The sequence below is a fragment of the Hyphomicrobium sp. NDB2Meth4 genome, from assembly GCF_900117445.1.
Taxonomy (GTDB): Bacteria; Pseudomonadota; Alphaproteobacteria; order Rhizobiales; family Hyphomicrobiaceae; genus Hyphomicrobium_A.
In genome coordinates this window covers 56,960-77,394 of record NZ_FPEJ01000003.1, presented here as the reverse complement: position 1 = coordinate 77,394, position 20,435 = coordinate 56,960, and the positions used below count along the sequence as shown (strand labels likewise).

Below are 20,435 nucleotides of genomic sequence, written 5' to 3'. Positions count from 1 at the left end.
AGCAAGCTTAGCACCGGCACAGATTGAGTTCGTCTGACATCTGCGTCGCGTGTGCGCGTTGCATGCGGTGGTGGGCAGGCGAGCCCGCTGCAGGATGGTGCAACAGGTGCCCAAAAGCAAAGAGGCCGCGGACAATGCCCGCGGCCTCTTCATGCACTCTTGGGGAGTCGGATTACCAGAAGGCGAAGCCCGGACCGCCGAAGGGACCGCGCTTTCTGCGGCGACGGTCGTAGCCGTAGCCAGGGTCATTATTGTAGCCCCAGCCACCCCAGTAATCGTCGTAGTACTCCTGCTTGGGCTTGGGACGCAGGATGATGCCGCCCTGCGGCTCGCCGCTGAGAAGCACGATGAAGTCGGTGTGCTTGCCCGTCTCCTTGTGTGCGGCTTCATCGGAGATGATCAGCGATGAACCGGGGAGCACGAGTTCGGCGATGCGCTCTCTGGTCTCCTGCGGGATCTCGATGCGGTCGAGAGCTGCCGTTGCTCCGACGACGTCGGTGGGGATTTCAGGCGCGGCCTGATTACGGCGAAGCTGGTTCATGCCGCTGCTCTTCTCGGGCTCGCCCGGCTGGCGGCCAGCGATCGAGACGACGTTCCACAGCATCTCACGCCCGCCCGGCTTGTAGTCGAGAGCGGTGTACGTGTAGGTGCCGATCGGCTCGTCAGGGTCGCGGATGAAGACGTCGCCTTCGTAGATCTGATCGAAGGCTTGGCGGATGTAGAGCTTGCCGGTCTTGCGGCTGATGAAGACCGAGACCGGTGACAGCTTGCGCTCGGCATCGCGCGCGGCTTCGGCGGCGGCGTTTTTCTCGTCTTCGGCAAACTTGGCGGCGTCCGCGGCTTGCTGAGCAGCTTCGAGCGCGGGCTTGGTATCGGCCTGCATCTTCTCGAGTTTGGCCTTGGTGTCGGCGACTTTCGCCTCTGCCTTAGCCTTTTGAGCCTGCGCGCGCTGAATGGCCTTGTCCGACTTGGCTCGCGACAGTGTGCGTTCTGCGTCTTCGAGCCACCCGGTGGCGCGCTTGAAGGCGTTTTCCGCGTTTTTCAGGTCGCGCGCCGCCTTGGCACTTTCGCGTTGCTTCTGTTTGGCGAGAGCCTTTGCAGCGTCGGCCTTCTTGCCCAGTTCCTGCGCTTCCGCGTTCTTTTCGTTGTAGGCCGCCTGCAATGCCGTGGCGCGGGCCTGGAGGTAGGGCGGATCGTTGGGACCACCGTCATAGCGGGTGTCTTTGCCGTCGGCGGCAGGCTGTGGAATGGTGATCGCGGCCGGGGTCAGCACGGCGACGTTGGTGCCGAAGGGCTTGGGCTTGAACAGGTTCGGGTGTGAAATCGGCACCGGCACCATGTTGTTGCGTGAGACGACGACGCGCATGCCAAGCTTGGTCATGTCGAAAAGCTGGTTGGCGAAGTCGTGGCGCAAACGAACGCAGCCATGCGAGGCGGGATAGCCCGGCAGTGCACCGGCGTGCAGAGCGATGCCCGTCCATGTGATGCGCTGCATGAAGGGCATCGCCGCATCGTCATAGCGGTTCGAATAGTGCTCGCGGTTCTTCTGCAGGATGGCGTAGATGCCAGGCGGGGTGTCGTTGGGCGTGGCGCCGCTCGAGATCGGGCCATGCATGATGGCGCCGTCCTTGTCGTAGATCGTGACGCGCTGGTCGCCGAGCGAGACAACCGCGAGCATGGGTTGCCCTGGCTGGCGTCTGGTCGTTTCCTGGCGGGTGTCATCCTGGTCGTCTGCGCGATTGCTGCGCGCCGAAGCTGGTCCGGCGACGCCGGCAATGGCAATCGCGACGGCTGCGAGCGAAATAAGTGAGCGACGGCGGGACAACGCCGGAAGGAGTGTCATATCGATAACCCTTAGGAAGGCCTAACCACTGATCTAACTGGAGAAATCCTAAACTCCGATTAGCGCAGATGGATCCATTGGCCGGGCGATGCGGTTTGGCGGCCTGGGCTCGCGCGGCTGCCTATACAATTTACATCTATGTACGAGCGGTTCAATTCACCAGCCGCCCCAGTGGTATCTGTCGATGCGGCTTTTTGCGGGTGGGTATGGGGCGATTTCGTGGGATTGGCCGTTCGCGCGGCTAGTGGTTGTCGTCGGCGCTGTGTTTTCGGTGTTCCTGCAAGGTGCGCGCGCGGATGGCAGGCGTTATGTGAAGACGCCGACCGGTATCTGATGGTGCTGCGTCAGGGTCGACGATGGGACTCGCTAGTCTCGAACGATGACGAGGATGGAGTGGGGGCGCCGCAATGGCGCCAATCCGTTCCGACTGAGGGGAGTGCCAGCGCATGACGGCGTCCGAGCAGGTTGGCGGCCCGCAGCCGCTGCGGGTTGGCACTCTCGCCTTCGACGAGCTGGATCAGCTGGACCTTACTGGACCGTTCGAGGTGCTATCCCGCTTGCCGGGTGCGACGTGCCGCATTTATGCGAAGTCGGCTGGTCCCGTCCGCGACGTGAAAGCGCTGACGATCGTTGCCGACGCGGCTCTTTCCGAGGCGCCGCAACTCGACGTGCTGCACATTCCTGGCGGCTTCGGCCAGGAAGCGCTGATGGATGACGCCGAGGTGCTCGATTGGGTTGCGCGGCAAGCGGCGGGCGCGCGCTATGTGCTTTCGGTCTGTACCGGGGCGTTGATCTGCGGCGCGGCTGGGCTGCTGCAGGGCAAACGCGCGACGACGCATTGGGCCGCGCACCATCTATTGCCGCTGTTTGGCGCTACTGCGATCCCGGCACGTGTGGTGGTCGATGGGGCGCTCGTGAGCACCGCGGGCGTGACGGCCGGCATAGACGGCGCGCTGCAACTGGCCGCTCTGGCGTGCGGAGAGGACAGCGCCAAGGGCATTCAGCTCTCCATGCAATATGCGCCCGATCCGCCGTTCGACAGCGGAACGCCGGAGAGCGCGCCGCCGCACATCGTCGAGGAAGCACGGGCGGGATTTCGTGGGATCACCGAGCGGCGCGAGGTCACAGCGCGCAGGATCGCGCAGCAGCTGGGAATTTCGCGCTGACGCGTCGTCTCATAACGCAAACCGGGGACGAGCGCGATCGCCCATCCCCGGTCAAGCAATGTAGGGTCGCGCTTGAGTGACTACTTCAGCGGCACCGGCTCATCGCGCGAGCCGAACTTGTAGTTGACGCCGACTTTAACAGTGTCGGCATCAAGTTCCGTCCAGTTATTGAAAGTGTAGCCGTCGGCGTCTCGGGTCTGATCTCCTCCTTCGGTATCGACATCGAAGTGGAGATATTCCGCCTTGACACTCCAGCCGCCGCCGAGAGCATGTTCGATGCCACCGCCGTAGGCCCAGCCTGAGTAGGCGCCCGTTCCGTGGGTTGTGAAGCCCGGGGTGGTCGTTGTCTGCGTGGCATCAGTGTCCCACCACACCCAGCCGCCCTTGCCATAAATTAGGGTATTATCGAAGGCCACGCCGAGGCGGCCACCCAGGACGGCATAGAAGCCGCCGTCGACCTCCAGCGTCTGGTATTTAGTGGGATTGGAACTGTCGGTGCGGCGCGAGCCCGTGAGGTCGAGATAGCCGATTTCAGCCTCCGGACCAAGAACGATGCCACTATGCTGGAAGTTGAAGCCGATGGTACCGCCGCCGAACGCGCCATCCAGATCGAAATTGAAGGGTCCGACGTACTTGTTGATGCAGGCGGTGTCGCCAGGTACGCACCAATCCTTGATGTCGTCCGTAGTGCTGGCGTCGCCCCACGCATAGCCACCGTGAGCGCCAACGTAGAGGCCGCTCCAGTTGTAATTGTCGCCAGCATTCGCACCGGCAACAAAGCAAGCGGCAAATCCTGCCGCCAACGCAAGACGCAAACGCATAACGCGACCCCACTAAAACGCTACATACAAACCAATAGCTGTAGGTTTTAACGGCAGGCGAGCATGGCGCAACGGTTGAGTGTGCGCTGGAGTACACTCGCGCGCTAGGTGTGCTTACTGGGGCACACGCAGGGCGTGCGGGGCTTTTTGCGTATCCGCCACAGGTAGCAAGCGTAGGCTTTTGAAAAGCCTCAAATATCGAGGTCGTGGGCGAAGGCGGCGCGGTCCTGGATGAAGCGGAAGCGGGCTTCGGGCTTGGATCCCATCAGCGCATTGACGGCCTCGCCGATCATCGAGCGGTCACCGTCGCCGATCTCGACCTTGAGCAGTGTGCGCTTGGCCGGGTCCATGGTCGTCTCTTTGAGCTGCGCAGCATTCATCTCGCCGAGGCCTTTGAATCGGGAGACCTCGACTTTCGCGTTCGGCTTGAATTCCTTGGCGAGCAACTCCGCGCGGTGCTTTTCGTCGCGCGCGTAGACGGACTTGGCGCCGTGGGTCAGCTTGTAGAGCGGCGGCACGGCCAGGAAGAGATGGCCGTTTTCGATCAGCTCCGGCATCTCCTGATAGAAGAACGTGATGAGCAGGGAAGCGATGTGTGCGCCGTCAACATCGGCGTCGGTCATGACGATGACGCGCTCGTAGCGCAGGTCGTCGTCCTTGTATTTGGCGCCAGTGCCGACACCGAGGGCGAGGATCAAGTCGGCGAGAAGCTGGTTTTGCGACAGTTTCGCCGATGAGGCGTTGGCAACGTTGAGGATTTTGCCGCGTAGGGGAAGAATTGCCTGCGTCTCGCGCTGGCGCGCACTCTTAGCCGAGCCGCCGGCCGAGTCACCCTCGACGATGAAGATTTCTGTGCCGGAGGCCGATTGAATGGAGCAGTCGGCGAGCTTGCCCGGAAGGCGCAGCTTGCGCGTGGCCGACTGACGGCCGACCTCCTTCTCGCGCCTGCGCTTCAAGCGCTCTTCAGCCTGATCGATGGACCATTCGAGCAGGCGCGTCGCCTGCTGCGGGCTTTCGGTCAGCCAATGATCGAAGGCGTCCTTCACCGTCGATTCGACGATACGCGTTGCTTCCTGCGTGGCCAGCTTGTCTTTGGTCTGGCCCTGGAACTCGGGCTCGCGGATGAAGACCGACAGCATCGACGCGGCGGTGCCCATCACGTCGTCGGCGGTGATCTGTGCTGCCTTGCGGTTGCCGACGCGCTCGCCGAATTCGCGCAGCCCCTTCGATAGCGCCGAGCGCAGGCCGTTCTCGTGCGTGCCGCCTTCGCCGGTGGGGATGGTATTGCAGTATGAGCGCGAGAAGCCGTCGGCGTCGGCAACCCAGGCGACGGCCCATTCGACGGAGCCGTGCTTACCTTCGCGTTCGACGTTGCCAGCGAAGAGGTCCTTGGTAACGAGCGTCTGTCCGGCAATTTCGGATGCGAGATAATCCTTGAGACCGCCGGGGAAATGGAACTCCGCCTCAGGGGGCGTTTCGTCGTTGATGAGCGAGGGATCGCACTTCCAGCGGATCTTCACGCCGCCGAACAGGTATGCCTTCGAGCGCGCCATCTTGAACAGGCGTGCCGGTCTGAAGTGCGCGCCCTTGCCGAAGATCTTGTCGTCCGGGTGGAAGCGCACCTTGGTGCCGCGACGGTTCATGACCGGGCCGAGCTTCTCGAGCTTTCCTTGCGGAGCGCCGCGCGAGAAGGTCATGCGATAGAGCTGCTGACTGCGTGCGACCTCGACCTCGCAAACGTCCGACAGCGCGTTGACGACGGATACGCCGACGCCGTGCAGACCGCCCGAGGTGTTGTACGCCTTGCCGTCGAATTTGCCGCCCGCGTGCAGCGTGCACATGATGACTTCGAGCGCGCTCTTGTTCTTGAATTTGGGATGCGGATCGACGGGCATTCCGCGGCCATTGTCGGTGACGGAGACGAAGCCCTCGGCGTCCAGCTCAACGTCGATCCAGGTGGCGTGGCCGGCCACGGCCTCGTCCATCGAGTTATCGATGACTTCGGCGAAGAGGTGATGCAGCGCTTTCTCGTCGGTGCCGCCGATGTACATGCCTGGGCGGCGCCGGACAGGCTCGAGGCCTTCGAGGACCTCGATGTCTGCGGCGGTGTAGGCCTCGGAGGCATCAGTCGTGCGGCGGGCGCGAGCCGTCTTGTCAGTCATGAAGCTATCGATCGTTGCGAAGAGGTCGCGGACGACTCCGGCCATGCGTCTATCCCGTCGATCGAACGTGCCGCGAGCACGGAACGCGGGGACTGGGGCCGAGAGCGGCGAATCCCTGGTTGGTCGTGGTGGAGACCTCGCACGGCGCGGCCGGGCTTGGCAAGCCTGCGCCTCAGCGCGTGGTATTCCGGTCACGCGGGGCAGTCGGTAACCGGAAATTGGCCATTGGATGACCGGGTATTGTCCGGCCTCGACAATTTTTACGAGCAGACGAAAGCAATTTTAGGGGTTCTTGGGTGATCGTTGCTCAGCGCGTTCGGCGTTTCAGCCTGCCGAATTCAGGTGGGGCAAACATAAATTGAGGAGCATGGGATAATGGCGACGGGTGACTGCTCGACCGAGGATACGACACGGGAAGCTTCTGCCGTATTTGGTTCGGCAAAGGCGCTGCAGGGAGCGGTCGACGAACTGCTGACCTCTGGCTTCACGCGTGATGATCTGAGCGTGCTGGCGAGCGAAGAGGCCATCGCGGCGAAGTTCGGTGGCAAAATTCCCGACGCCAAAGAGCTTGCCGACAGTCCCGATACGCCGCGGGCAACATTCGTTTCCAGCGATGCGCGCGCGGAAGGTCTGGCGGCGCTTGCGGGCATTCCCGTCTACATCGGCGGCGCTGGCGCTGCGGCTCTGGCAGCCCTTGGTGGAGCTGCTGTCGTGGCAACTGCCGGTGCGGCGCTTGCCGGCGGCTGCGCTGTCGGTGCGCTCGGGCTTTATGCGGCGCGCCGCATGGAGAAGCGCCATGCCGACCAGATCGACAAGCATCTGAAGCACGGCGGCCTGGTGCTGTGGGTGCGCACGGATGACAAGGAGCGCGAGGTCAAGGCACTGGAGATTCTGCGCGGCAAGGGCGCGGACGATCTGCGTATGCATATGGTGACGCTGGCGTCGGGCGTTGATGCCGTGCCGTTCCACGATGCGCAGCCCGATCCGTTCCTCGGGAAAGACTAAGCGCTCCATTCTTGCGAACGATACGCGTGCGGCTCCGGTGGTGGCAGAACCTCCCCGGGGCCGTACCTTTTTCCTGGTTCGTTCGAAGTCGCTTGTGCTGGCGTGCGCGCCTATATAGTTGGCCGTGAACTCGTGCCGTTCGGCACGGGGGCGCGACGTGGCTGCAAACGTGTCATTAGCCCATGGATTCGAAGCGAGCGCCCGAGCCGGAACCCGGCCCGGGCAAGACGCAATATGTCTGGTGGCGCGATGCGCGCTTTCTGATGCTGGTGCCGGGCCTCGTGTGGGCCGGTAACGCGATCGTTGCGCGCGCGGTCGTCAGTAGCGTGCCGCCGATCGGTCTTGCGTTCTGGCGCTGGGCGCTTGCCGCACTCGTGGTGGCGCCGTTTGCGATGCCGCACGTGCGGCAAGACATGCGCACCATGCTGCGCCATTGGCCAATGATGGTGCTGCTGGCGGCGCTGGGCATCTCGTTCTTCAATTCAGCATTGTACGTCGCCGCGCATACAACGACGGCGCTCAACATCGTGATGCTGCAGGTGTCGGCCCCAGTGCTGGTGGTGCTGGCGAGCTATCTGGTTTTTCGCGATACGATCACCGGGGCGCAGGCTTTGGGCATCGTATTGTCGCTGATCGGCGCGTTGACGCTGATCACGCATGGCGACTGGCATGTGCTGAGCGAGTTTCAGTTCAACGCCGGTGATGTCTGGATGCTGACGGCGTGCGCGGTTTATGCGCTCTACACAGCGCTGCTGCGGCTGCGGCCGAGCGTGCATCCGCTGAGTTTCCTGTTCGCGAGCTTTGTAGTCGGGGCGGGGCTGCTGCTGCCGTTCTATGCCGCCGAAACATGGCATGGCCAGGCGATGCCGCTCAGCATGCAGTCGGTGCTCGCCATTCTCTATGTGGGGGTGTTCGCCTCGGCGATCGGCTATTTCGCGTTCAATCGATGCGTGGAGCTGCTGGGGGCAAACACGGCCGGGCTGTCGATCTATCTGACGCCGGTGTTCGGCACGGTGCTGGCCATTCTGCTGCTGGGTGAGCAGCCACAGGCCTACCATGCAGTGGGAATCGTACTGATTGGCGCGGGAATCGTGCTGGCGGCGCGGCGCAGGGGTTAGCCAGGGACGTTGTCGATGAGCCGCGTGGTGCCGAGCGTGGCAGCAGCGAGCACGCGCAAGGGCCGTGGCCCAGGTTCGGTGACAAGCCGCAATGTGTCGGCTTCGCGAACGGCGACATAGTCGACCTTGGCAAATCCGGCATCGAGCAGTTGCTGCTTTGCGGCGCCGCAAATCTTTGTCAGTTCCGGCAGTTCGAGTTCGTCCGGTGGGGCGGCGGGATCGCGGAACAGCGGCGCGGGGCGCGGTGCCTTGCCCGCGGCCGAGCCGCCAGCGATGGCGCGCTGTGCGGCCTCGGCGACCTCGCTGATAATGCGGTTGAGGGCTGGTGCAACCTGCCGCTCTGCGGGTGAGAGGTAGACGTTGCGCGAGGAGAGGGCAAGGCCATCTGGCTCGCGCGCCGTCTCGACGCCGACGATGGAGAGCGGCATGTCGAGGTCGCGCACAAGCTGCTTGATGACACAAAGCTGCTGGTAGTCCTTCTGGCCGAACACAGCGACGTCCGGCGTCACCGCCCCGAAAAGCTTGGCGCATACAGTGGCGACGCCACCGAAGAAGTGGGGCCGGAAGTCGGATTCCAAACCCTGTGCTGCCCCCGCGGGGAGGATGCGGGTGGCAAATCCTGCCGGATACATGTCGGCGACGGTCGGCGCCCACACGAGGTGGCAGTTTTCTGCTGCCAGCTTGGCCATGTCGCCGGCCTCGTCGCGGGGGTAGCGGGCAAGGTCCTCGTGCGGGGCGAACTGGCTCGGATTGACGAAAATCGAGACAACGGTGCGGTCGGCCAGTTCGGCGGCGCGGCGGACGAGGCTCATGTGCCCGGAGTGCAGAGCGCCCATGGTCGGAACCAGGGCAACCTTGAGGCCAGACTGCCGCCACAGGGCAACTGTGGCGCGCAATTCAGGGATGGCACGCACGATCTGGGGTTGGGTCGACACCGGTCACGCCTCGCTTGGTTCGGAGCGGAAAGCTCTGGCGAGAGGGACGGGCTGCGTCAAGGCCGCTGTATGTCCGAAGAGCGCTCGGGTCTCCTATTTGCTAGAGTGGGTTGTGTCGAATCGTGCTCGCGTCAATGCCGAGGATCCGATGGTGGCGGTGAAAAGTACCGAATCAACGCGCGAAGTGATCGAGTGGGCGAAACTGCCGCCACGCGATGAAATTGCCTCACATTATCTGCACGACGAGCAGCGTCTTCTCGACCGGCTGATCGAGCGCGCCGTTTTCTCCGAAGACGAGCGCCGCCGCACATCCGATCTTGCCCGCCGGCTTGTGCACGGAGTCCGGTCCGACCGCGGCAAGCATGCGGGCGTCGACGCATTCATGCGCGAATACGGGCTGTCGAGCGAGGAAGGCGTCATACTGATGTGCCTCGCGGAATCGCTGCTGCGCGTGCCGGACAGCGAGACGGCGGATGCGCTGATCGCCGAGAAGCTTTCCGGCGGGCAGTGGGAGAAGCATCTCGGTCAGTCGGACAGCATGTTCGTCAACGCCTCGACCTGGGCGCTGATGCTGACGGGACGCATCGTCAAACTGCGGGAGGCTCAGGGGGCCAATCCGTTCGATGCGCTGAAGCGGCTTGTCGCCCGCTCGGGCGAGCCTGTGATCCGGCAGGCCGTGCGCCAGGCAGTGAAACTGCTGGGCGATCAATTCGTGTTGGGGCGTACGATCCGCGAGGCAGTCTCGCGCGCGCAGCCGTACATGGAGAAGGGGTATCTCTTCTCGTATGACATGCTTGGCGAGGGGGCGCGTTCGGAGAAAGATGCCGAGCGCTATTTCGATAGCTATCTAGCAGCCATCGACGCTGTGGGGCAGGCGGCTGGGCCGTTCGGCATTCTGCACGCCGATGCGCTGCATGCTCGTCCTGGCATATCGGTGAAGCTGTCGGCGCTGCATCCGCGCTTTGAACCGGGCAAGGAAGATCGCATCGCGGGCGAGCTGGCGCCGCGGCTGTTCACGCTTGCACGTAGCGCACGGGCGCGCGGCCTTACGCTGACGATCGATGCGGAAGAGCAGGACCGGCTCGATATTACGCTGGATATGCTGGCGCGGATGATGACGAGCCCGGCGCTGGAGCATTGGAACGGGCTCGGCATCGCCGTACAGGCCTACAGCAAGCGCGCGATTCCGACGCTGCGCTGGTTGCGGCGGCTGGGCGAACAGACGGGTAAACGCATACCCGTGCGGCTTGTCAAAGGGGCGTACTGGGATAGCGAGATCAAGTGGGCGCAGGAGCGTGCGCTCTCCGACTATCCGGTGTTCACGCGCAAGGTGCACACGGACGTCTCTTATCTCGCTTGCATGCGGCTACTGCTGAGCGATCGCAAGGCGTTCTATCCACAGTTCGCGACACACAATGCCTACTCGATCGCTGCTGCGCACGTTGCGGGCGCGCAAACGAAGTTTGAGTTCCAGCGCCTGCACGGCATGGGTGAGGCCATCTACGATGGAGTTGTTGGCGAGAACGGGATGCTGAAGCGGCCGTGCCGCATCTATGCGCCCGTGGGCGGTCACGAGGAACTGCTGGCGTACCTGGTGCGGCGCCTGCTCGAGAATGGAGCGAACACTTCATTCGTCAATCGTATCGCGGACGGAGAGGCGCCGATTGACGAGCTCGTGCGCGACCCGGTGGAAATGGCGGAGGCGGAGCGCGCCAAGGGTGATGAACGCGCGCTGGTGCGCCCTCGCGAAATCTACATGCCGGAGCGGATGGCGGCGAGCGGGCTGGCGCTCAGTCAGACGCCGGTGCGTACGGCTCTGTTCGCTGAGATGGGCGATGCACTCGATGATGCGTACGCGGTCGGCCCGATCATCGGTGGAAAGGAATTCGTCAGCGGCGAGGGCGAGAGCCTCGTCACGTGCCCGCACGACCGGCGCGAGCGCATCGGCACGGTGCAAGTGACGACGCCGGAGCAGGCGGATACGGCGGTGAGCCGGGCAACGGCGGGCGCTGCCTCCTGGGATAAGCTCGGTGGTGCCAAGCGTGCGGACATTTTGGCCGGCGCTGCGGATCTTTTCGAGCGCGACAAGGCACGCTTGATGGCCGTGATCATGCGCGAGGCCGGCAAGACGCTGGAGGACGCGCAGGGCGACGTGCGCGAGGCGATCGACTTCCTGCGTTATTACGCCGTGCAGGCGCGGCGGCTGTTCGCCGGGCCTGTCGTCCTGCCGGGACCGACGGGAGAGCGAAATACGCTGGCGCTGCACGGCCGCGGCGTGTTCGCGTGCATCTCGCCGTGGAACTTTCCGCTGGCTATTTTTGTCGGGCAGGTTTCGGCGGCCCTGGCTGCGGGCAATGCCGTGCTGGCGAAACCGGCCGAACAGACGCCGATCACCGCTTTCATGGCGACGAAGCTGCTGCATGAAGCTGGCGTTCCCGTCGACGCACTGCATCTGCTGCCGGGCAGCGGCCGGCTTGGGGCGGCGCTGGTCAAGGACGCGCGCGTCAAGGGCATCGCCTTCACCGGCTCGAACGAAACAGCGTGGGCGATTCAGAAAGCGCTGGCTGAACGGCGCAACGCTATCGTGCCTTTCATCGCGGAGACGGGCGGCATCAACGCGATGATTGCCGATTCAACGGCGCTGCCCGAGCAGGTCGTGCGCGATGCGGTGCGCTCGGCGTTCAACAGTGCGGGGCAGCGGTGCTCGGCAGCACGCGTCCTGTTCCTGCAGGAGGATATGGCTGACGAGACCATCGACATGCTGGTCGGCGCCATCGAAGCGTTGGATGTCGGTGATCCGTTCGACTATTCGACCGACATCGGTCCTGTGATCGACGAGGAAGCGCAGGACGATCTGGAGGGGCACAAGATCCGCATGCAGCGCGACGGGCGCCAGCTCGTCGATTTGCTGCTGCCCGAGGGATGCCGGGCGGGAAGCTACGTGACGCCCGCCGCATACGAGATCGACAGCCTGTCGGTGCTTGATCGCGAAGTCTTCGGGCCCATCCTGCACGTGGTGCGTTATGGGCGCGGCGGGATCGAGAAGGTGATCGCGGCGATCAACGCCAGCGGCTATGGGCTGACGCTTGGCCTGCACAGTCGCATCGAGGGTGTCGCCGACTACGTCTATGAGCATGCGCGCGTCGGCAACATCTACGTCAACCGCAATCAGATCGGCGCTGTCGTCGGGGCCCAGCCGTTTGGCGGCGAGGGGCTATCGGGGACGGGTCCAAAGGCAGGCGGCCCGCATACGTTGCTGGCCTACGCAACTGAACGGGTGCGCTCGACCGACGTTACGGCTACAGGTGGCAATCTCGACCTGCTCGCGGGCAGGACGGTTACCGGTCGTTGAATCGGCAGGATATTGCGGGTGAAGCGGCTGGACGCCATGCTGTCGGTGCAATGGCATCTGGGCTCTCGACATGATCACGCGTAAGCCTACCGGAACAACTGTCCCGCCTTCATTCGAGAATGGCGAGACCGGCGGAGCCGTGTCGCAGCGCGGTTCCGCGTCGGTGCCGGCGGGACAGGTTTCGTCCAATGCGGAAGTCGCGGATTTCATCGCGAAGATGAAGTCGCTGGCGCCGGCGGCTACCGGCGATCGCGGCCGGCTGTTGTTCGCGATGGACGCAACAATGAGCCGGGCGCCGACGTGGGATCTGGCCCTCAGTCTTCAGGGTGAGATGTTCGCGGCGGTGAAAGAGGTGGGCGGGCTCGATGTGCAGCTCATCTATTTTCGCGGCACGGGCGAATGCCGCGCGTCGAATTGGGTTTCTAATCCCGATGCGCTGGCGCGGCTCATGCGATCGGTATCGTGCCAGGGTGGGCTGACACAAATCGGCAAGGTGCTGGGGCATGCGCTCGAGGAGAGCGGTCGGCGCCGGATCAATGCTGTCGTCTACGTTGGTGACAGCATGGAAGAGAATGTCGATCGGCTTTGTGCGCGTGCGGGTGAGCTGTCGCTGCTCGGCGTGCCGGTGTTCGTGTTTCAGGAAGGGGGCGATGAGACCGCTGCGCGTGCCTTCCGTGAGATTGCGCGGCTCACGAAAGGTGCCTTCTGTCGTTTTGATCGCGGTTCGGCCAAGCAGTTGCGCGACCTGTTGACGGCGGTGGCGACCTACGCGGCCGGTGGCCGGAAGGCGCTGCTGGCTCTGGGCAAGCAACGCGATGGCGCCGGTGCACGGCTCCTGCTCGATCAGCTCAATCCCGGAACCGCGGGCGCCTGATGGCTTATCTCGTACTTGGAATGGTAGCGCTCGCGTTGGGGCTGCTCGCGATGCGCAGATTCAGCCAGGCCAATCCCGCCAACGTGGCGCGCAGGTTGCGCCTTGCGGGCGGCGTTGTCTCGCTGCTCGCGGCCGGAATTCTCTTCATGCGCGGGCTCGGCGCGATTGCCGTTCCTCTCGGCATGTTTGGTTCGTGGCTGATCTGGGGGCGCACGGCCCCGCCGTGGCTGGGCGGTGGCGGGAACGCGCGCCGCACGCCGGGGCAGAGCTCGCGCATCGTCACCGACCATCTGGAGATGGAACTCGACCACGATACCGGCGAGATGCACGGGCGCGTCAAGAAGGGCATGTTTGCGGGGCGCGACATGGCATCGCTCAGTCCAACCGATCTGGGGCTTTTGTGGCAGGACTGCAGGCATGTCGATCCGCAGTCCGCGCAGCTTGTCGAGGCGTATCTCGACCGAATCCATCCGAGCTGGCGCGAAGACATGGCGCGCGGTGAATCGGACATGAGCCGCGGCCCGGACGGGCGTATGACGCGCGAAGAAGCGCTGGATATTCTCGGGCTGGCCGAAGGAGCCGACGAGGACGCGATACGTCGAGCGCATCGCGAGCTGATGCTGAGACTGCATCCCGATCGCGGCGGGTCGACCTACCTGGCGGCTAAAATCAACGAGGCGAAAGACGTCGCGCTCGCGGCGTTGCGCGGGTGACGCTGACAGCTGTTTGCGCTTACTGGGGGCGGGTAACGAAGCAGTCGATGCGCATGCCGCGAAGGCGCGTGCAGGTGTCGTTGGCGGCGGTCGACGTGAAGCCCTGGAAGCGGGCACGATAAAGCTTGCCTCCCTGCACGGGAATGGCAACCGCACGATAGCCATCCAACATGCCACCGGCACGCTGACGAGCGGCGGATATGCGCTTTTCGGCCTCGGCGGAGTCGCCGTAAGCGCCGATTTGAATTTCGAAGCCGCCACGCGCGGAGCTTTGCACGGATGGTGCGGGGGCCTGACGCGCGGCAGGTGCGGGAGCTGGGTCCTGGACGCGCTCAAGGTGTGCGGCTTGGTCGGCGAGGGTCGAGGGACGCAGCGCGCCGGTCTCAGGCACGAAACGGGGGAAACCAAAATCTGCGCTGGCGCGAACCGGCTGACGCGGCATGTCGGCGTCGGCGGAAGAGGCGACGGCGAGCTGTGCTGTGGCCGCATCGGGGGCCAGGTCGGCCCGCGGCTCGTCGATGCGGACCGAGCGGACTTTGGCGACCGCTATGGTTGCTTCGCGCGACTGCTCTGTCGATTGCGATGCGCGTGGCGGCGCGGGGCGCGGCGCTGGCGGGGGCAGTTCTGCGCGCGGGGTGGCCGCGGCCACGCGTACTGGCTGGCGCGCCGGCACGGGCTTTGGCGTGGCGCGGGCGACGAGAGAGGGCTTGCGCGTAACGGTGGTCGAGGCCTTGGGAAGCGCCGCGGTAATCAGCGATTGCATACGCGCATTGCGGATGCGAGCGGTCTTGCCGCCGAACACTGCGGCGACGACGTGCTTGCCGTCGCGTCTGACGGAGGAGACGAGATTGAAGCCCGAAGCGCGGGTGTAGCCGGTCTTGATGCCGTCGGTACCGCGATAGCGCGCGAGGAGACCGTTGTGGTTGCGATAGGTCTTGCCGCGGAACGTGAACTCGCGCGTCGCGAACAGCCGGTAGTGCCGCGGAAAATCGTCCTGCAGGCGCAGGCCCAGGGTCACCATATCTCGGGCGGTGGTGACTTGGTCCGGGTTGGGAAGGCCTGAAGCGTTACGGAATGTGGTTTTGCTCATTCCGAGTTCGCGCGCCCTCTTGGTCATCAGGCGGGCGAAATTTGCCTCGCTGCCGGCAATGTGCTGGCCAAGTGCGATGGCGACGTCGTTTGCGGATTTGGTGACGAGGGCCTTGATGGCATCGAGGACAGTCAGTTCCTCGCCGGGCTTCAGGTCCAGCTTGGAAGGGGCCGCGTCGGCGCCCTCCTCGGTCATTTTGATCTTGGAGGAATAGTTGAGGCGCCCCATCTCGATGAGCTCGAAGGTCATGTAGAGCGTCATCATCTTGGTGAGAGAGGCCGGATAAACGGGGTCGTCGGCGCCCTTGCTCTGCAGCACGGCTCCGGTGTTGGCATCGACAACCAGAGATGCCGACCGAGGCGTGGCGGCCTGAGCCGTCTGATGCAGTGGCAACAGCAGCGTTAGCAAAAGTGCTAGCGGCGCAAGCCACAGCCTAAGGGGATTGCAATACTTCGACGCGAAAAACATCACCCGACCATTTCACCGTCTGCGCTAGGCAGCTTGGATCCAGAAAAATGACGCTCGGATAGGGGGTTACATTGACCCCCAATTATCGTGCCCTGTGCTGGACGGTGCTTCAAAGGGAGCATCGTTTTGGGGCCTCTTTACGGCGCAAGGTGCCCGGCCCGACGATGCGGCAATGATCCTGTCCCACGGCAACCATACGCGAATGCGACTTCGGTCCGGTTAATCCGACTAAAATCAGCTGGAACATATTGCGGTGCAAAAAACGCCTTGAATTATTGTGCACCGCGGATAAAAATGAAGCTCAGGTGAGGCCCTTATCGGGTCGGGGGCACTGCGCACGTTTCGTGAGTATCTCTAGGACACGGATGGCAGCATGATTAAGAATATGGAAGACATTCAGAAGCTCGGTCAGACCAACGTCGACAGCGCCATGAAGATACTCGGCGAGTGGAATAAGAGCTGGCAGGCGATTGCCGCCGAGATGAGCGACTACACCAAGCGCTCGTTCGAGGAAGGCACGTCGACGCTGGAAAAGCTCATGTCGTCGAAGTCCGTCGAGCAGGCGGTCGAGATCCAGACCAGCTACGCAAAGCGCGCCTATGACGACTATATGCAGCAGGTCTCCAAGATCGGCGGCATGTACGCGAGCATGGCGAAAGAGGCCTACAAGCCCGTCGAGAAGATCCTGCAGAACGGCGGCTGAGCCGGCTTCTTCTACGATGTGCGGCATCGACAACAAGGGCTCGGCGCATGCCGGGCCTTTTTTGTGTCCGGTTGCCTCCCCATCATATGTAATCTGGGACGATGGAGTCGGGCGTTTACCGAGCCGTAGACCCGCCAATGCTGGGGCTCTGGAGGCCAAGGGGACGTCATTTGCAGCCACGCGTGCCGTTGCGTATCGTGAGTGTTCGAGAAGCGCTGAGGCGCGCAGTTGGGAAAGATGGGCCGGTGCAACACGCACGGTCCCAAGACGGACGCTGGCAGGAATGGCGAACACGCTGACGCTGGGGCTCCGGGGCCTTCAATGGACCGGCGCTAAGAACGATCCACCGGGTCGCGAGCCTCCGAACAAGGACGGCGGCTCGGAGGATGGACGAACCGGCATTGCGACGAAGACTCGGCCCAAAACCAAGAAGCCGAGCCTTTATAAAGTGCTGCTGTTGAACGACGACTACACTCCAATGGAATTCGTCGTTCTCGTGCTGGAGAAGTATTTCTCCAAGGGACGTGATGAGGCAACGCGCATTATGCTTCACGTACATCACAAAGGCGTCGGCGTGTGCGGCGTCTATCCTTACGAGGTGGCAGAAACCAAAGTCACGCAAGTCATGGATTTTTCACGACAGAACGGTCATCCTCTGCAGTGCACCATGGAGAAAGAGTAGGTAAGCCTTGCCGTCGTTCTCGAAGAGCCTGGAAAGCGCCCTGCATCGCGCTTTGGAAGCCGCCAACGAGCGTAGCCATGAATACGCAACGCTCGAACATCTGTTGCTAGCTCTTCTCGACGATCGAGACGCCGCCGCGGTGATGCGGGCCTGTACGGTCGATCTGGATACGCTGCGCTCACGCGTTACGAATTACCTCGACAACGATTTGTCCGCGCTCGTCTCCAAGGAGGCGACGGAAGCCCAGCCGACGACTGGCTTCCAGCGCGTGATCCATCGCGCCGTCGTGCACGTGCAATCATCGGGACGCGAAGAGGTGACGGGCGCGAACGTGCTCGTGGCAATCTTCGCCGAGCGTGAAAGCCACGCCGCGTACTTCCTCCAGGAGCAGGAGATGACGCGCTTTGATGCCGTGCAGTACATCAGCCATGGAATTGCCAAGCGCCCCGGCATGAACGAGCCGCGCCATGTTCGTGGTGTCGACGAGGAGCAGCAGGAGGGCGAAGAGCGCAAGCCCGGCCAGGACGCGCTCAATACCTACTGCGTCAACCTCAACCGAAAGGCGCGCGACGGTAAGATCGATCCGCTGATCGGCCGTGAGCCAGAGGTTCTGCGCACGATCCAGGTGCTGTGCCGCCGGCAGAAGAACAACCCGCTTCTGGTGGGTGATCCGGGCGTCGGCAAGACGGCGATCGCGGAAGGTCTCGCGCGCAAGATCATCAAGGGCGAGGTGCCGGAAGTTCTGCAGGATGCCACGATCTTCGCACTCGACATGGGTGCGCTGCTCGCGGGCACGCGCTATCGCGGCGATTTCGAAGAGCGCCTCAAGGCGGTGATGAAGGAGATCGAGAACTATCCAGGGTCGATCCTGTTCATCGACGAGATCCACACCGTGATCGGTGCGGGTGCGACGTCGGGCGGCGCCATGGATGCCTCGAACCTTCTGAAGCCGGCCTTGCAGTCGGGCAGCGTGCGTTGCATCGGCTCGACGACATACAAGGAGTATCGCCAGCACTTCGAGAAGGACCGCGCGCTGGTGCGCCGGTTCCAGAAGATCGATGTGAAGGAGCCCTCGGTCGAGGATTCCGTGGCGATCCTCAAGGGCCTCAAGCCCTACTTCGAGAGCTTCCACAAGCTGAAGTACACCAACGATGCCATTCGCACCGCGGTGGAGCTGTCGGCCAAGTACCTGCACGACCGCAAGCTGCCCGACAAGGCGATCGACGTGATCGACGAGACGGGCGCCTCGCAGATGCTGGTGCCGGAGAACAAGCGCAAGAAGAAGATCACGGTGAAGGAGATCGAGGCGACCATCGCTACGATGGCGCGCATTCCTCCAAAGACGGTGACCAAGTCCGATGCCGAAGTTCTCGCGAACATCGAAAAGGATCTGAAGCGCGTCGTGTTCGGTCAGGACAAGGCGATCGAGGCGCTCTCTTCCGCGATCAAGCTGTCGCGTGCGGGTCTGCGCGAGCCGGAGAAGCCGATCGGCTGCTACCTGTTTTCGGGGCCGACGGGCGTCGGCAAGACCGAAGTTGCCAAGCAGCTTGCCGACCTCATGGGCATCGAGCTGCTGCGCTTCGACATGTCGGAGTACATGGAGAAGCACACGGTCAGCCGCCTGATCGGCGCGCCTCCGGGCTACGTCGGCTTCGACCAGGGCGGTCTCTTGACCGACGGCATCGACCAGCATCCGCACTGCGTGCTGTTGCTGGACGAGATCGAGAAGGCGCATCCTGATCTCTACAACATTCTGTTGCAGGTAATGGATCACGGCAAGCTTACCGATCACAACGGCAAGCAGGTCGACTTCCGCAACGTCGTGCTGATCATGACGACGAACGCGGGCGCGTCCGACCTCGCCAAGCCGCCGATGGGCTTCAACCGGGCCAAGCGGGAAGGCGAGGACACGGAGGCTATTGCCCGCATGTTCACGCCAGAGTTCCGCAACCGCCTCGACGCGGTGGTTCCCTTCGCCGGTCTGCCGCCGGAGGTGATCACCAAGGTGGTCGAGAAGTTCATCTTCCAGCTCGAGGCGCAGCTTGCAGATCGCGGCGTGCTCATCGAACTGGACGAGGAGGCGACGCGGTGGCTGGCCGAGAAGGGCTATGACGAGAAGTTCGGTGCTCGTCCGCTCGCTCGCGTCATACAGGAGCACATCAAGAAGCCGCTGGCCGATGAACTGTTGTTCGGCCGGCTCGAGCATGGCGGCACGGTGAAGGTGGTCGTGGAAGGCAAGGGCGAGGACCGCAAGCTGGTCTTCGAGTTCCTGGCACCCGATCCCACTAAGCGGCCGAAGGGCAAGGCTGCCGACGATGACGACGATGAGGACGAGGACGAGCCGCAGGCCGTGCTCGTCGACGCGGCGGCTCCGCGCAAGGCTCTGCCGAGCCCGAAGGAGCGCAAGGAGCGGTCGTCGAAGTCATCGGGTGGAGCGGTGCCGAACGTGCCGCGCCGCAAGGACGAGTAGGCGAGAGCGCCAGCTCAGAAACAACGAAGCGCCGGAGAGAAATCTCCGGCGCTTTTGTTTTGCCGACGGCTAGGGGGCGGCGGCTTGTCCGGGGATGGGGCCCGGGGAGGGGGGCCGGATGCGATCGGGAGATGATCGCACCCGGACAAGGCACTGGGCCGTCGTAATCGCCGGGGCTCGGATGGTCTACTGAGAGACCGGTTCCTTTGCCGATTGACCGGAAAATTTGGTCTCGTCGCTGTCGACTGCCGTCACGGTGAGCGGCTTGTCTCCGGCGTTGGCGTAGGTGAAGCGGAAGTTCGGATTGGAGGCGATGGAGATTCCGGTCTCGGCGCGGAACACCAGATCGTCGCCGCTTTTCACCTCGATGTCCTTGACGAAGCGCGCTGGGATATAGCCGCGGGTCTCCATATCGATCTGCATGCCGCTGCGGTTGGGATGCTTGATCATGATCTGGCCTTCGCGCAGCGGTGTCGTGTCGACGGCCGGCGCGTAGCTCTTGACCAGCGTCTTGCCGAGCTCGGCGGTTTCTGCGTCGGCGTCCTTCGGTGCCGGTGCTGAGCAGCCGCCCGAAGCCTTCACGAACTTTTTGGCCACGTGCAGCTTGCCGTCGGCTGTTTCGACAACTGCGTGCACATAGGAATAGCTGTCGACGCGCACGCGCGTTGACATGCGACGCTCGCCGCCAACGGTTCCGGCAGCGGGGCCGAAGGTGAAAGTGGCGGCGACTGGTGCGGGGTTCTTGTCGATAACGAGCGTCATCGACTTCACCGGCTCCTTGAACGAGGGCGACAGGCGCACTGTGATGGGCACGACGGCAGCATCTTCGGCGCGCTCCGGGGCGTCGATCTGGATGATGCCTTCGTTCTCGGTCATCGGGCGGGAGTCGAACACATCGCGTTGGAGCGAGGGCCAGACGTCTTCATCGGCACGTGCGCCACCGGTCATGGCGAGGCCGAGGCCCGCAGCCAATGCAATGACGGCTGATCGTGCCATCCTCTTTCGTAATTGCTCGGTCATGTGCGTTTCCATC

15 protein-coding genes are annotated in these 20,435 nt (G+C 63.4%); 9 read left to right on the top strand and 6 right to left on the bottom strand.

Annotation, left to right across the window (positions count from 1 at the left end; genetic code table 11):
- Positions 1-172: 172 nt before the first annotated feature.
- Complete coding sequence (locus NDB2M4_RS06455; protein WP_072372131.1) at positions 173-1,843, bottom strand: L,D-transpeptidase family protein; 1,671 nt, start codon at positions 1,841-1,843, stop codon at positions 173-175.
- Positions 1,844-2,289: 446 nt separating this feature from the next.
- Here NDB2M4_RS06455 and NDB2M4_RS06450 point away from each other — a divergent pair, with 446 nt between their 5' ends.
- Complete coding sequence (locus NDB2M4_RS06450; RefSeq protein WP_072372128.1) at positions 2,290-3,009, top strand: DJ-1/PfpI family protein; 720 nt, start codon at positions 2,290-2,292, stop codon at positions 3,007-3,009.
- Between the two features lie 80 nt (positions 3,010-3,089).
- Here NDB2M4_RS06450 and NDB2M4_RS06445 read toward each other — a convergent pair whose 3' ends face one another.
- Positions 3,090-3,830, bottom strand: coding sequence for an outer membrane protein (locus NDB2M4_RS06445; RefSeq protein WP_072372125.1), 741 nt, complete (start codon positions 3,828-3,830; stop codon positions 3,090-3,092).
- A 191-nt stretch (positions 3,831-4,021) separates the two neighbouring features.
- Positions 4,022-5,992: a DNA topoisomerase IV subunit B gene (parE, locus tag NDB2M4_RS06440; protein ID WP_244536099.1), complete on the bottom strand. Its 1,971-nt coding sequence runs from the start codon at positions 5,990-5,992 to the stop codon at positions 4,022-4,024.
- 375 nt (positions 5,993-6,367) lie between these two features.
- Between parE and NDB2M4_RS06435 the strand changes: the two genes are divergently transcribed.
- Both NDB2M4_RS06435 and NDB2M4_RS06430 read left to right on the top strand, forming a co-directional pair.
- Positions 6,368-6,997, top strand: a complete 630-nt coding sequence (locus tag NDB2M4_RS06435; protein ID WP_072372121.1) for a hypothetical protein — start codon at positions 6,368-6,370, stop codon at positions 6,995-6,997.
- A gap of 182 nt (positions 6,998-7,179) precedes the next feature.
- Positions 7,180-8,115: a DMT family transporter gene (locus tag NDB2M4_RS06430; RefSeq protein ID WP_083555954.1), complete on the top strand. Its 936-nt coding sequence runs from the start codon at positions 7,180-7,182 to the stop codon at positions 8,113-8,115.
- On the opposite strand, the gene panC is transcribed toward NDB2M4_RS06430, so the two are convergent.
- Positions 8,112-9,050, bottom strand: a complete 939-nt coding sequence (panC, locus tag NDB2M4_RS06425; protein WP_072372119.1) for a pantoate--beta-alanine ligase — start codon at positions 9,048-9,050, stop codon at positions 8,112-8,114. The two genes, NDB2M4_RS06430 and panC, sit on opposite strands and share 4 nt — an antisense overlap.
- 112 nt (positions 9,051-9,162) lie before the next feature.
- On the opposite strand from panC, the gene putA reads away from it, so the two are divergent.
- From putA to NDB2M4_RS06410, 3 genes are all read left to right on the top strand, one after another.
- Complete coding sequence (putA, locus tag NDB2M4_RS06420; RefSeq protein ID WP_244536076.1) at positions 9,163-12,402, top strand: bifunctional proline dehydrogenase/L-glutamate gamma-semialdehyde dehydrogenase PutA; 3,240 nt, start codon at positions 9,163-9,165, stop codon at positions 12,400-12,402.
- Between the two features lie 70 nt (positions 12,403-12,472).
- Complete coding sequence (locus NDB2M4_RS06415) at positions 12,473-13,276, top strand: vWA domain-containing protein (protein WP_348533033.1); 804 nt, start codon at positions 12,473-12,475, stop codon at positions 13,274-13,276.
- A 50-nt stretch (positions 13,277-13,326) separates the two neighbouring features.
- Positions 13,327-13,989: a DnaJ domain-containing protein gene (locus tag NDB2M4_RS06410; protein ID WP_244536074.1), complete on the top strand. Its 663-nt coding sequence runs from the start codon at positions 13,327-13,329 to the stop codon at positions 13,987-13,989.
- A gap of 19 nt (positions 13,990-14,008) precedes the next feature.
- Here NDB2M4_RS06410 and NDB2M4_RS06405 read toward each other — a convergent pair whose 3' ends face one another.
- Positions 14,009-15,547 (bottom strand): serine hydrolase, encoded by a 1,539-nt coding sequence (locus NDB2M4_RS06405; protein WP_072372115.1) that lies wholly within the window; start codon positions 15,545-15,547, stop codon positions 14,009-14,011.
- Between the two features lie 373 nt (positions 15,548-15,920).
- Between NDB2M4_RS06405 and NDB2M4_RS06400 the strand changes: the two genes are divergently transcribed.
- The 3 genes from NDB2M4_RS06400 to clpA all read left to right on the top strand — a co-directional run bounded on the left by NDB2M4_RS06400 (position 15,921) and on the right by clpA (position 19,402).
- Positions 15,921-16,250: a phasin family protein gene (locus tag NDB2M4_RS06400; protein WP_072372112.1), complete on the top strand. Its 330-nt coding sequence runs from the start codon at positions 15,921-15,923 to the stop codon at positions 16,248-16,250.
- A 283-nt stretch (positions 16,251-16,533) separates the two neighbouring features.
- Positions 16,534-16,932 carry an ATP-dependent Clp protease adapter ClpS gene (gene clpS, locus NDB2M4_RS06395; RefSeq protein ID WP_072372110.1) on the top strand — a complete coding sequence of 133 codons (399 nt, stop codon included), beginning with the start codon at positions 16,534-16,536 and terminating at the stop codon, positions 16,930-16,932.
- A gap of 7 nt (positions 16,933-16,939) precedes the next feature.
- A complete protein-coding gene (gene clpA, locus NDB2M4_RS06390) occupies positions 16,940-19,402 on the top strand; it encodes an ATP-dependent Clp protease ATP-binding subunit ClpA (RefSeq protein ID WP_072372107.1) in 2,463 nt (820 codons plus the stop codon).
- A gap of 186 nt (positions 19,403-19,588) precedes the next feature.
- Here clpA and NDB2M4_RS06385 read toward each other — a convergent pair whose 3' ends face one another.
- On the bottom strand, positions 19,589-20,398 hold the full coding sequence (locus tag NDB2M4_RS06385) for a quinoprotein dehydrogenase-associated SoxYZ-like carrier (RefSeq protein ID WP_244536072.1): 810 nt from the start codon (positions 20,396-20,398) through the stop codon (positions 19,589-19,591).
- Between the last annotated feature and the right edge of the window lie 37 nt (positions 20,399-20,435).